Below are 12532 nucleotides of genomic sequence, written 5' to 3'. Positions count from 1 at the left end.
CCCCGGTCATAGAAAGGCGCGGATGGCCGCAATGGTTTCCTCGGGTGCGCTCATGTGCGGGCAATGTCCGGTCGCGGCCATGATCCTGAGCGCGCTGCCGCTGATTCTCTGGTGCAGGTAGCGCCCCACCTCGAGCGGTGCGATGGCGTCGTTGCTGCATTGCAGGATCAGAGATGGCGTGCGCACGAGCGGCAAGGCATCGCGGCAATCGCTCAGGAAAGTCACGCGCGCGAACTGCTTCGCCACCGTGGGATGCAGGCGGCAGAAAGTATTGGCCAGCGCCCGTCCCAATTCGGGGCGGGCGGGGTTGTTCATGATCACCGGTGCCATGCTGGCCGACCAGGTGACGAAGTTGTCCTCGAGGGCGCCGAGCAGCTCGTCCATGTCGCTGCGCTCGAAGCCGCCCACATAGCCTGCGTCGTTGAGGTAGCGCGGCGACGGCCCGATCAGCACCAGCCGGTCGAACATCGCCGGCGCGCGGATCGCCGCCAGGATCCCGATCATTGCGCTGACCGAGTGGCCCACGTAGACGATGTCGCGCAGTTGCGCCTCCTCGCAGATCTCGATCAGGTCCTGGACGTAGCCGTCCAGCGAGGCATATTTCTCGGGGCAGTAGGAAGCCGGATCGGATCCGCCCGCGCCGACGTGATCGAAGCACACCGTCAGGTGATCCGACTCGAAGGCGGGCGCGACCCAGCGCCAGACCGCCTGGTCGCAGCCGAAGCCGTGGGCGAAGACGATGGTCCTGTCGCCCGCGCCCGCGAAGCGTACGTTGTTGCGCCACAGGGCCGACTGGGCGCCCGCGTCGGGCTGTGCGCTTGCCACGCCGGCCGGGTTCAGGAGCGCGTCCATGCCAGCTCCTCGTCCTTGCTGTTGCCCAGCTGGAGGAGCCGGGAACCGCCGGCAGCAAGCCGCTCGCGCACGCCGGCCGGCCTGCGCGCAGCGGCGGCCGGCTGGCCGTCCGCCGCGGGCTCGGCAAGCCTGAACATGTGGACCGTGCGGGTCAGGGCGCCGGCCTGGTCCTGCATCGACTGTGCGGCTGCGGCGGCCTGCTCGACCAGCGCGGCATTCTGTTGCGTCACCGCGTCCATCTGAGTCACGGCCTGGTTGACCTGTTCGATGCCGCTGCGCTGTTCGTCGCTGGCGGCGCTGATGTCCGCCATCAGGTCGGTCACGCGCTGGACACTGCCCAGGACCTGGCGCATGGTATCGGCCGCCTCGCTGGCCAGGCGCGTTCCGTCCGAAATCTTGTCGACGGAATCGCCGATCAGTACCTTGATCTCTTTCGCTGCGGCTGCGGAGCGATGCGCCAGATTGCGCACCTCGGAGGCCACTACCGCAAAGCCCCTGCCCTGCTCGCCGGCCCGCGCCGCCTCGACTGCCGCATTCAGAGCCAGGATATTGGTCTGGAACGCGATCGCGTCGATGATCCCCGTGATGTCTTCGATGCGCCGCGCGCTCTCGCTGATCGACGACATGGTCGCGCCGACAGACGCCACCGCCTCGCTGCCCTCGGCCGTGATCAGCGAGGTCGAATTCGCCAGCGCGCTGGCCTGGCGGGCATTCGAGGCGTTCTGCTGCACGGTCCCGGTCAGTTCTTCCATCGACGAGGCGGTCTGTTGCAGCGCACTGGCCTGCATTTCGGTCCGCGCGGCAAGGTCAAGGTTCCCGCTGGCGATCTGGCTCGAGGCAGTGGCGATCGTGTCCGTGCCCTGACGCACTTCGTTCACCATGTGGCCGAGATTGTCATTCATGATCTCGAGCGCCTGCAGCAGTTCGCCCAGCTCGTCGCAGGAGGTGATCTCGATCCGGCTGCTCAGGTCGCCGCCGGCCACTGCCTGCGCTACCTGCACCGCCCTGCGCAGCGGCCGCACGATGGAGCGTGCCAGCCAGATCGCGAACGCGGCGCCGGCGCCGAGCGCCAGCAGTCCCAGCACCAGCATCTGGGTGGCGCTGGAGGAAATCATGGCGGCCACGGCCTTGCCACTGTCCCCGGCGCGGCGCTTCTGGTGGGCGGTCAGCGCCTGGACGCTTTCCTGCAGCGCGTCCAGCCTCGGCATGGTCTCGCGCATGACCAGTTGCTGGGCCTGCTCGCGCTGGCCGGATTCGATCAGCGCGCTCACCGAGGAAAACGATGCAACGTAGGCGACCCGCCGCTCGACCACGCTGGCCAGCAGCGTCTTGCCGGATTCGCTCGTGATCAGGCGCTCCAGGGTCTGGAGGGCCTGCGTGATGTCGTCCTTGTTGGCGGCGATCCGGTCGCGGATTTGGGCGCGCTCGTTCGCGCCCGGCACCAGGAACAGTTCGAGCGTACGGCGCGCATTGGCGCGGGTCATGGTATCGATCGTCGTGGCGGCATCGGCCTTCACCAGGTCCTGGTCGATGAGGGTGGCGGTGGAATGGCCGATCGCACGGAAGCCTTGCATGCCGGTCGCCAGCACCAGCACGAGCAGCAGCAGGACCAGGCCGAAGCCAGCGCCAAGGCGGGTGGCGATTTTCAGGTTGGAGAATTTCACGATAATGAAGTGTTCTGTCATTGGGGCGCCTCAGGAGGGGCGCCGGGACCAGGCAAGATATATTGCCCATGCGTAACATCAGCAGTGTATCGGCCCCATCCTGGTCTGCGAATAGGCCAAAGTGACTACTTCCCTTCCTCCGTCATGCCGACTGTCGCGCCCGCCCGAGCCCCATACAATGAGGACATTCATGATGACTGGAGCATTGCATGTTGCAAGACCGATTTGGTCGGACGATCGAGTACCTGCGCCTGTCGGTGACGGATCGCTGCGACCTGCGTTGCACCTATTGCATCCCGACCGGATTCAAGGGCTTCGAAGAACCCGCCGACTGGCTCGGCTTCGACGAGATCGAGCGCCTGCTGGGCGCGTTTGCCCGCCTCGGCACGCGGCGCGTGCGTCTCACCGGCGGCGAACCCTTGCTGCGCCGTCACGTCAGCGCGCTGGCCGCGCGCATCTCCGCCATCGACGGCATCGACGACCTGTCGATGTCGACCAACGCCACCCAGTTGCGACGCCATGCAGGCGACTTGCGCGCGGCCGGCGTCACCCGCATTAACGTCAGCCTCGATACGCTCGACCGCGCCTGCATGCGGGCGATCACCGGACGCGACAGCCATGCCCAGATCATGGACGGCATCATGGCCGGCAAGGAAGCGGGGTTCGAGCCGATCAAGATCAACATGGTGGCCATGCGTGGCGTGAACGAAGGCGAAATCGATCGCATGGCGGAATTCTGCATCGAACACGGCTTCGTGCTGCGCCTGATCGAGGTGATGCCGATGGGCGCTACCGGCCGCAACACGTCCTATCTCGACCTGCAGCCGATCCGCGCCCGCCTGCAGGAGCGCTACGATCTGGTGCCCCAAGCCGTCGAACTGGGCGGCGGGCCGGCGCGCTACCTCGCCACCCGCGATGGCCGTACCAGCATCGGGTTCATCACGCCGATGTCGCAGCACTTCTGCGCGACCTGCAACCGGGTCAGGCTGGCCGTGGACGGCACACTGTACCTGTGCCTGGGCCAGGAACAGAAGTTCGAGTTCCGCCCGCTGCTGCGCGGCGGCGCCAGTGACGCCGAACTCGAGGCGGCGATCCGCACGGCCATCGAACTCAAGCCCCAGAAACACGAATTCACCGAGCGGCCCGAGAAGATCATCCGCTTCATGGCCCAGACCGGAGGCTGACATGCAGGACATCGAGAAATTCATCCGCGGCTTCGGCCGCTTCCAGCAACAGTACCTGAGCGAGCCGACTGCCCTGGACAGCCTGCGCAGCGGGCAGCATCCGGGCACGCTGGTGATCGGCTGCTGCGACTCGCGGGTCGACCCGGCGCTGTTGACCGGCAGCGATCCGGGCGACATGTTTGTTGTGCGCAATATCGCCAACCTGGTGCCGCCCTGCACGCGCGACGCGCCGCCCGGCGTCAGTTCCGCCATCGAGTTCGCCGTTTGCGGCCTCGAGGTCTCGCGCATCATCGTGCTCGGCCATGCCCGCTGCGGCGGCATCCGCGCCCTGATGTCGCAGGCCAGGGTCACCGAGGAGACCGATTTCGTGGCGCGCTGGATGCGCATCGCCGAACCGGTACGCCAGGAAGTCCTGCGTGAACTGTCGCACAAACACGAGGACAGCCGCTGCCGCGCGGCCGAACTGGCCAGCATCCTGCACTCGCTGGATAACCTCATGACCTATCCCTGGATCAAGCGCCGCGTGGAAGCCGGCAAGCTCGCCCTGCACGGCTGGTATTTCGACATCGCGACCGGTTCTCTGCAGGCCTATTCCCCGCGCAAGCAAGAGTTCCTGAATCTGGTCGAGCCGCTCGCCGCCGCGGCATGAGCGCACCGACGAGCTCCGGCATGCGCGACTATCCGCCGATTCCTGTCCGGCTGCGCCTGTCGACCCGCATCGCCGGCGCGCTGGTGGGCTTCCTGCTGCTGGCCCTGGCGGCGATCGGCGCAACCCTGTGGCTGTCCTGGCAACTGGAAGGCGCCGGTGCGGCGATCAACGAGACCGGTAGCCTGCGCAGGCACGAATACCGCCTGGCGATGTTGCTCGGGCGCGAGGTCCATACCCCGGGTGCCGGCTTCGACCAGGCCGCACGCCGCCAGATCGCATTGATCGATTCCACCCTGGTACTGATCGCGCGCGGCGACCCGCAGCGCCCGCTCGGGCTGCCCCCGACGACGGCCGTGCGCACCAGTTTCGACCTGCTGGCGCAGCGCTGGCACCGCGACATGCGCCCGCTGGCGCAGCAGGTGCTTGCCGCGCAGGGCGCCGACCGGCTCACGGTGCTGCGCCGTTTCCTGGCCGGGACCGATGCCTACGTCGCCGGGATCGACGAAGTCGTGCAACTGATCGAACGCGATAACGAGGTGCGCACGTTCTGGCTGCGCTCCTCGCAGCTGGCCTTGATGGCGCTGGCGGTGGGCGGCACGGTGGTGCTGGTCTACATGATGTTCAGCCTGATCGTGGCCCCCGTCGAACGCCTGCACGCCGGCCTGCGCAGCATGGCCGATACCGAGTTCGGCGTGCGCCTGGACGTCGACGGCAAGGACGAGTTCGGTCAACTGGCGGCCGGCTTCAACCAGATGGCCGACCGCCTGCAGCAGTTCTACGGCGAGCTGGAACGCAAGGTCCGCGACAAGACCGCCGCGCTGGAAGAACAGAACCGCGAACTGGCGCTGCTCTACGACAGCGCCGCCTTCCTGCAGCGGCGCCAGCCGCTGGAACCGATGTGCGAAGGTTTCCTGGAGCGGATCGTTCGCTATTTCGGGGCGGACGCCGGCTCCGTGCGGCTGGTCGACAGCGGCAGCGACAAGGTGCACCTGGTAGTCCAGCAAGGCTTGTCCGAAGCGATGGCCGAGGCCGAGCGCTGCATGCCGGTCGGCGACTGCCTGTGCGGGGAGGCCGCGCAACGCAAGGAAGCGGTGGTGCACTGGCTGGGGAGCCTGCCGCCGCTGCCCACCGCGCCGGCCGTCTCCCAGTGCGCGGCGGAAGGCTTCGTCACCGTGTCGGTGTTCCAGATCTTCGCGCAAGACCAGCACCTCGGCGTGTTCAGCCTGCATTTCCGCAGCGAACGACACTTCGACGCACACGGCACCGCCCTGCTCGACACCCTGGGACGGCTGCTGGGCACGGCGATCGAGAACATCCGCCTGGCCGCCCGCGAACGTGAGATGGCGATTTCGGAAGAACGCAACATGGTGGCCCGTGGCCTGCACGACAGCATCGCCCAGGGCTTGAATTTCCTGAACCTGCAGGTGCAGATGCTGGAGGCGTCGCTGCGCAACGGCCAGCAGCAGGAGGCCGCCGAGATCGTGCCGGCGCTGCGTGCCGGCGTCAAGGAAAGCTACGAGGATGTGCGCGAACTGCTGCAGAACTTCCGCAGCCGCCTGGAAGAAGAAGACTTGAATGGCGCCTTGCGCAAGGCGGTGCGAAAATTCCGCGACCAGACCGGGCACGAGGCCAGCTTCGTCGCCGAGGGCAGCGGCGGCCCGCCGTTCGCGCGCGAGGAGCAGTTGCAGATCCTGTTCATTGTGCAGGAAGCCCTGTCGAACATCCGCAAGCATGCCCGCGCCGACAACGTGCTGGTCCGTGTCCGGGACGGCCAAGACTTTTCGCTCTCGATCAGCGATAATGGCGTCGGATTCGACTCATCCGTCGCATCCGACGCAGCCGGCGAGCACGTGGGCCTGCACATCATGCACGAGCGGGCCCGGCACATCCACGCCGACCTGGCCATCGAATCCAGGCCCGGCGCCGGCACAACTATCAGCCTGCATGTGCCTAGTGCGCAGCGCCGGCTTGCCTGACTAAAATTGGAGTAATTGCATGGCCGAATCAAGCGAGCCAATTCAAGTCCTGCTGGTCGACGACCATCCCCTGTTCCGCAGCGGGGTGCGTTCTTTACTCCAGCGCAACCCGCGTTTTGCCGTGGTCGGCGAGGCATCCGACGGCATCGACGGGGTCAAGCGGGCGATGCAGTTCAAGCCCGACGTGATCCTGCTCGACCTGCACATGCCGGGCATGTCCGGGGTCGAAACGCTGCAGTTGATCCTGCAGGGCTGGCCCGAGGCCGTCGTGATCATGCTGACCGTCTCCGAGGAGGCGGAAGACCTCGCGACCGCACTCCAGGGCGGGGCGCGCGGCTACCTGATCAAGAACATCGACGCCGACTACCTGGTGCGCGCGATCGAACGCGCCGCCGCCGGCGAATCGGTGCTGGCCGAATCCATGACCGGCAAGCTGATGGCGCAGCTGCAGAAGCAGCGCGAACCCAGGGCCCCGGCCCCGCCGTCCGAACTCGACAAGCTCACGCCGCGCGAACGCGAAATTCTTGCCTGCCTGGCGCGCGGCGAAAGCAACAAGCTGATTGCCCGCGTGCTCGACCTGGCCGAAAGCACGGTCAAGATCCACGTCCAGAACATCCTCAAGAAACTGGGCCTGTCCAGCCGGGTCCAGGCTGCGGTGTTCGCCGTCGAGCAGGGACTGAGCGGCCATTCCGAGCGCCAGTCCTGAGCCATCTCAGCTGGCCCGGCCGGACAGCGCCAGCAATGCCGAACTTGCTTCTTCATAGGTGCGCCTGAGCTCCCCGAGTTGCGCGCCGGCGTCCTCGAAATGCTCGCCCTTGCCCATCAGCTCGAGATTGATGCATGGCACCCGCATGCGGTTGGCGCCGACGAAGTCTATACTCGACTGCAAATAGTGCGCGGTCGATGCGAGCAAGGGACCGTCCCGCGTCTCTACCGCATGGGCCAGCTTGTCCAGCAGTTGGGGGACCTCGCCGACGAACGACCCGATCACTTCATCCAGCAGCGAGGCGCCGTCATCGATGGTGCGCAACTGGTCGATCCGTGAGGCATTGATGACCGCACCGTCGCGCCGGCGTGCCGTCACGTGCTCGACCGCCGCCGCCAGCGCTCCGTCCAGCACCTCGAGCTCGATCGGCTTGGGCACGTAGTCGTTCATTCCCGCGTCCAGGCAGCGTTCGCGGTCGCCCGGCATGGCGTTGGCCGTCATCGCGATGATGTAGGGCGCATTGGCGCCGCGGAAGCGCTGGCGCAGCCGGCGCGTCGCTTCCAGGCCGTCCATCTCCGGCATCTGCATGTCCATCAGGATCACGGGGTACTCCTGGCGGTCGAGCGCCTCGAGCGCTTCCAGGCCGTTGGCCACCACGTCGCCCCGGTAGCCGAGGTGGCGCAGCAACTGCTTGATGACCTTCTGGTTGATCGTATTGTCCTCCGCAACCAGGATGTCCACTTCCGCGCCGGCCTGCGGCGCCAGCGCCGGCGCCAGCGGGGCCCGCTCTGCGCGGCCGCCACGTTCGCCGAGTACCTGCTGCAAGGCCTCGAGCAGGGCGGCCGGCTTGATCGGCTTGTTGAGCCAGGCCGAGAACGCGCCCATGGCCTCGTCGTCGGCATCGGTATCGGTATCGGCGCGCGGACGCTGGCCGACCGAGGTCAGCAACACCAGCGGCAGCGCCTTGCGGTCGCGGTGCTTGCGCAGCTCGAGCGCGAGGCGGGCGCCGTCCATGTCGGGCATCTGCATGTCGAGGATGGCGACGTCGAAAGGATGGCCGTCGCGAACCAGGTCGACCGCCTCGACGCTGGAGGCCGCCGCCAGCGGCTCCATTCCCCAAAGCAATGTCTGTTTCATCAGGATGCGCCGGTTGGTCGCGTTGTCGTCGACGATCAGGATGCGCCGCCCGCGCACGTGCATGGCGCGGTCGCGCAGGACGTTCTCGGCCAGTTGCTCGTCAAAGGCCTCGGCTTCGATGGCGAAGGTAAAGGTCGAGCCGCGCCCCACTTCGCTCTCCACGCTCAGGTCGCCGCCCATCATCTCGGCCAGGCGCCTGCTGATCGTCAATCCCAGTCCAGTGCCGCCGTACTTGCGCGTGGTCGAGGCGTCCACCTGGGTGAACGAGGTGAAGACGTCCTCGAGGCGATGCGCCGGGATACCGATCCCGGTATCGCGCACGGCAAAGGCGAGCCGGCAGGCGCCACCCTCGCGCACGACGGACGAGGCCGTGACCACGACTTCGCCATGGTGGGTGAACTTGATCGCATTCGACAGCAGGTTCACCAGGATCTGGCGCAGGCGGGTGGCGTCGGCCAGGATCGTCGCCGGCACTCCCGGCTCGAGCATGTAGGCCAGGTCGAGATTCTTTTCGCTGGCGGCCGGCGCCAGCAGGTCGAGCGCGTCCTCGACACAGCGCCGCACCTCGAAGGCATGGCGTTCGAGGTCGAGCCGCCCTACCTCCAGTTTCGAGTAGTCGAGCAGGTCGTTGATGATCGAGAGCAGCGCTTCGCTGCTGGAACGGATGGTTTCCGTGTAATCGCGCTGTTCCTCGTTGATGTCGGTGTGCAGGAGCAGGCTGGTCATGCCGATGACGGCGTTCAGCGGCGTGCGGATTTCGTGGCTCATATTGGCCAGGAACATGCTCTTGGCCTGCATCGCGGCCTCCGCCCTGTCCTTGGCCATTTCCAGTTCGCGCTCGTAGGCCTTGCGCTCGGAGATGTCCTGCAGGATCGCGGTCAGGATGACGCGCCCATCCGCCTCGGATTTCGAGATCGTGGCCTCGGCCGGAAACTCGCTGCCGTCCTTGCGGACCGCATAGATGGTGCCGCGTTCGCCCATCCGCCGCGCCGGCCGCTCGCCATGGCGAAAACCGGCGACGCGCTCGCCGTGTCCCGGGCGGAACCGCGCGGGAATCAGGAGTTCCAGGTTCTGGCCGACCACTTCCTCGGCGGCCCAGCCGAACACCCGTTGTGCGCCCTGGTTGAAGAACACGATGCGCTGCGCCTCGTCGGTACAGACGACGGCGTTCTCGGCAATATCGATGATGCTGCTCAGTTGTTCCAGGCTCAATGGGTTCTGCATGGCGTTGGGCTTCGTGGAAATGTCGCCATCCTACACGCTTGCGCCGGCTCAAGGTGGACGAATCACGACGCCCCCCCGCCTGGGGCTGCTAGCTATTTGTGACTAGCCGCACTAGCTCTCTTGCCCAAATGAATATCGCCCTCCGGCCAATAGTTGGGCATACCGCTTCCACGTAGGCTTTGAACTATCGAAAAGTGCGTTTCAGGAGAAAAACATGAGCACTGATAAACGACCGGTCGCGGTCCTCGTCAGCAGTACCTTTGCATTCACGATCTGTTTTGCCATATGGATGATGTTCGCCGTCCTGGGCATCCCCATCAAGGCCAAGCTGGGCCTGAACGAGACCGAGTTCGGCCTCCTGATCGCCACCCCGGTGCTGAGCGGCGCGCTGTCCCGCGTCCCGCTCGGCATCTGGACCGACCGCTTCGGCGGCCGCATCGTCTTCTTCATCCTGATGCTCGCCTGCGCGCTGCCGATCTACCTGATCAGCTACGCGACCGCCTACTGGCACTTCCTGGTGCTGGGCCTGTTCGTCGGCCTGGCCGGCGGCTCGTTCTCGGTCGGCACGCCCTATGTCGCCCGCTGGTTCGGCAAGGAACGCCGCGGTTTCGCCATGGGCGTGTTCGGCGCCGGCAATTCGGGCTCGGCCCTGACCAAGTTCGTGGCACCGGCCATCATCGCCGCGGCCGGCTGGCAGTACCTGCCCAAGGTGTATGCCGGGGCGATGGTCGCCACCGCCCTGCTGTTCTGGTTCTTCTCGTATTCCGACCCGGCGCACAAGACGCCCTCCGGTGAATCGTTCGCCCAGCAGATGCGCGTGCTGAAGGACCCACGGGTGTGGCGCTACTGCCAGTACTACTCGGTCGTGTTCGGCGGCTACGTGGCACTGGCCCTGTGGATGACCAAGTACTACGTCGGCGAATACGGCTTCGACCTGAAGCTGGCCGCGCTGCTGGCCGCCTGCTTCTCGCTGCCGGGCGGCGTGCTGCGCGCGCTGGGCGGCTGGATCTCGGACAAGTACGGCGCCTACAAGGTCACCTGGTGGGTGATGTGGGTCTGCTGGGTTTGCTTCTTCATCCTGTCGTATCCGCAGACCACCATGAGTGTCAAGACCGTCGAGGGCGTCATGGACATGCAGATCGGCCTCGGCCCGATCGCCTTCACCGCCCTGCTGTTCGTGGTCGGCGTGGCCATGGCGATCGGCAAGGCCTCGGTGTTCCGCTTCATTGCCGACGACTTCAGCGACAACATCGGCGCGGTCTCGGGCGTGGTCGGCCTGGCCGGCGGCCTGGGCGGCTTCATCCTGCCGATCCTGTTCGGCGCCATCGTCGACCTGACCGGCATCCGCTCGAGCTCGTTCATGCTGCTCTACGGCACCGTCTGCGTCTCGCTGGTCTGGATGCACTTCTCGTTCAAACCCGAGCGCACCCAGCCGGCGGCAATTGCGCCCAAGGCGCCGGCCGCCCCGGTACGCAGGGCAGCCTGATCCTACCCACCTTTCATCAACCAATTAAAAACGCACACAGGAGAACATTGTGAGCAGCTACCTGATATCGACCTGGGAGCCCGAGGTCCCCGCCTTCTGGCAACACCGCGGCAAGGCCACCGCCAGCCGCAACCTCTGGATCTCGATCCCGGCCCTGATGCTGGCCTTCGCAATCTGGATGGTCTGGAGCGTCGTCGTCGTCAACCTGCCGGCGATCGGCTTCAAGTACAGCACCAACCAGCTGTTCTGGCTGGCCGCGGTGCCGGGCCTGTCCGGCGCGACCCTGCGCATCTTCTACTCGTTCATGGTGCCGATCTTCGGTGGCCGCAAATGGACTGCGATCTCGACGGCCTCGCTGATGATCCCGGCGCTGGGCATCGGTTTCGCCGTCCAGGACCCGACCACCAGCTACCCGACCATGCTGGTACTGTCCCTGCTGTGCGGCTTTGGCGGCGGCAACTTCGCCTCGTCGATGTCCAACATCAGCTTCTTCTTCCCGAAGGCGCAGAAGGGCTACGCCCTGGGCATGAATGCCGGCCTGGGCAACCTGGGCGTGTCGGCGGTGCAGTTCGTGGTGCCGCTGGTGATCACCGCCGCCGTGTTCGGCGGCGAGCCGCAGACCTGGAGCAAGGTCGTGGAAGGCGCCGCCCAAACCAAGCAGGTCTGGCTGCAGAACGCCGGCTTCATCTGGGTGCCCTTCATTCTCCTGAGCTCCCTGGCCGCATGGTTCGGCATGAACGACCTAGCCTCGGCCAAGGCCTCGTTCTCGGAGCAGGCCGTGATCTTCAAGCGCAAGCATAACTGGCTGATGTGCTGGCTTTACATCGGCACCTTCGGTTCGTTCATCGGCTACTCGGCAGCCTTCCCGCTGCTCACCAGCACCCTGTTCCCGGACGTGAATCCGCTGCAGTACGCCTTCGTCGGCCCCCTGGTCAGCGCCCTGTCCCGCGTGGCTGGCGGCTGGATCTCGGACAAGCTTGGCGGCGCCCGCGTGACCGTCTGGACCTTCGTCGCCATGATCGGCGCCGTGCTCGGCGTGCTGCACTTCCTGCCCGGCGGCGGCAATCCCGGCAGCTTCGCCGGCTTCTTCGGCATGTCGCTGGTGCTGTTCGCCTGCACCGGCGTGGGCAACGCCTCGACCTTCCGCATGATCCCGGTGATCTTCCTGAGCCTGCACCAGCGCGCTGCTGCCGGCCAGCCGGAAGCCGTGCAAGCCCAGGCCGTCGCCAGCGCCAACAAGGAGGCTGCCGCGGTCCTCGGGTTCACCTCGGCCATCGCCGCCTACGGCGCCTTCTTCATCCCGAAGAGCTACGGCACCTCGATCGCCCTGACCGGCAGCGCCGACGCCGCCCTGTGGTGCTTCATCGGCTTCTACATGAGCTGCATTGCCGTGACCTGGTGGTTCTACTCGCGCAAGGGCGCGGAAATGCCCTGCTGATCGCACGACCGGCGGGAGTGGCGTGCCGGGCTGACCGGCGCGCTGCGGCGAAGGCCGCTGCCTGAGGCTTCAGGCAGCGGCCTTCGTGCTCTCGGAGCACCGCGGGGCTAGTTCGAAAGGTGTAGGCGCACTAGTCCCAAATCCGGCGCCGGACCGACTTCTTACGAATACTCAACGGACAAGCCGCTCCGTAGACTGGCAACAGTGAAATCACAT

Annotated in this window: 9 protein-coding genes; 6 read left to right on the top strand and 3 right to left on the bottom strand. The window is 66.3% G+C overall.

Features of this window, described 5'->3' with window-relative positions; genetic code table 11:
- Positions 1-6 precede the first annotated feature (6 nt).
- Positions 7-852 (bottom strand): alpha/beta fold hydrolase, encoded by an 846-nt coding sequence (locus tag FG94_RS04290; RefSeq protein WP_051996140.1) that lies wholly within the window; start codon positions 850-852, stop codon positions 7-9.
- On the bottom strand, positions 837-2537 hold the full coding sequence (locus FG94_RS04285; protein ID WP_081925780.1) for a methyl-accepting chemotaxis protein: 1701 nt from the start codon (positions 2535-2537) through the stop codon (positions 837-839). Before FG94_RS04285 ends, FG94_RS04290 begins: the two co-directional genes overlap by 16 nt.
- A gap of 188 nt (positions 2538-2725) precedes the next feature.
- Between FG94_RS04285 and moaA the strand changes: the two genes are divergently transcribed.
- From moaA to FG94_RS04265, 4 genes are read left to right on the top strand one after another with little or no spacing between them, the layout of a single operon-like run.
- Positions 2726-3700, top strand: coding sequence for a GTP 3',8-cyclase MoaA (gene moaA / locus FG94_RS04280; RefSeq protein ID WP_036207493.1), 975 nt, complete (start codon positions 2726-2728; stop codon positions 3698-3700).
- A gap of 1 nt (position 3701) precedes the next feature.
- Positions 3702-4349 (top strand): carbonic anhydrase, encoded by a 648-nt coding sequence (locus tag FG94_RS04275; RefSeq protein ID WP_036207490.1) that lies wholly within the window; start codon positions 3702-3704, stop codon positions 4347-4349.
- The gene (locus FG94_RS04270; protein ID WP_229445850.1) at positions 4346-6325 is read left to right on the top strand and encodes a type IV pili methyl-accepting chemotaxis transducer N-terminal domain-containing protein; all 1980 of its coding nucleotides are present in this window, start codon (positions 4346-4348) and stop codon (positions 6323-6325) included. The genes FG94_RS04275 and FG94_RS04270 overlap by 4 nt, the downstream gene beginning before the upstream one ends.
- A 19-nt stretch (positions 6326-6344) precedes the next feature.
- Positions 6345-7031, top strand: a complete 687-nt coding sequence (locus FG94_RS04265) for a response regulator (RefSeq protein WP_027863678.1) — start codon at positions 6345-6347, stop codon at positions 7029-7031.
- 6 nt (positions 7032-7037) lie between these two features.
- Here the strand turns inward: FG94_RS04265 and FG94_RS04260 are convergent, their stop codons facing one another.
- Entirely contained in the window at positions 7038-9392 is a 2355-nt protein-coding gene (locus tag FG94_RS04260; protein ID WP_081925779.1) for a response regulator, read from the bottom strand.
- Between the two features lie 214 nt (positions 9393-9606).
- Between FG94_RS04260 and FG94_RS04255 the strand changes: the two genes are divergently transcribed.
- The gene (locus tag FG94_RS04255; RefSeq protein ID WP_027863679.1) at positions 9607-10878 is read left to right on the top strand and encodes a nitrate/nitrite transporter; all 1272 of its coding nucleotides are present in this window, start codon (positions 9607-9609) and stop codon (positions 10876-10878) included.
- A gap of 49 nt (positions 10879-10927) precedes the next feature.
- On the top strand, positions 10928-12316 hold the full coding sequence (locus tag FG94_RS04250; RefSeq protein WP_036207485.1) for a NarK family nitrate/nitrite MFS transporter: 1389 nt from the start codon (positions 10928-10930) through the stop codon (positions 12314-12316).
- Positions 12317-12532: the final 216 nt, after the last annotated feature.

Source organism: Massilia sp. LC238 (genome assembly GCF_000735635.1).
Taxonomy (GTDB): Bacteria; Pseudomonadota; Gammaproteobacteria; order Burkholderiales; family Burkholderiaceae_D; genus Telluria; species Telluria varians.
This window is presented reverse-complemented; position numbering and strand designations above follow the sequence as displayed.

Coding starts and splice junctions, on each gene's coding strand:
- FG94_RS04290 (WP_051996140.1), bottom strand. CDS start 852: ATGGACGCGCTCCTGAACCCGGCCGGCGTGGCAAGCGCACAGCCCGAC.
- FG94_RS04255 (WP_027863679.1), top strand. CDS start 9,607: ATGAGCACTGATAAACGACCGGTCGCGGTCCTCGTCAGCAGTACCTTT.
- FG94_RS04260 (WP_081925779.1), bottom strand. CDS start 9,392: ATGCAGAACCCATTGAGCCTGGAACAACTGAGCAGCATCATCGATATT.
- moaA (WP_036207493.1), top strand. CDS start 2,726: ATGTTGCAAGACCGATTTGGTCGGACGATCGAGTACCTGCGCCTGTCG.
- FG94_RS04270 (WP_229445850.1), top strand. CDS start 4,346: ATGAGCGCACCGACGAGCTCCGGCATGCGCGACTATCCGCCGATTCCT.
- FG94_RS04265 (WP_027863678.1), top strand. CDS start 6,345: ATGGCCGAATCAAGCGAGCCAATTCAAGTCCTGCTGGTCGACGACCAT.
- FG94_RS04285 (WP_081925780.1), bottom strand. CDS start 2,537: ATGACAGAACACTTCATTATCGTGAAATTCTCCAACCTGAAAATCGCC.
- FG94_RS04275 (WP_036207490.1), top strand. CDS start 3,702: ATGCAGGACATCGAGAAATTCATCCGCGGCTTCGGCCGCTTCCAGCAA.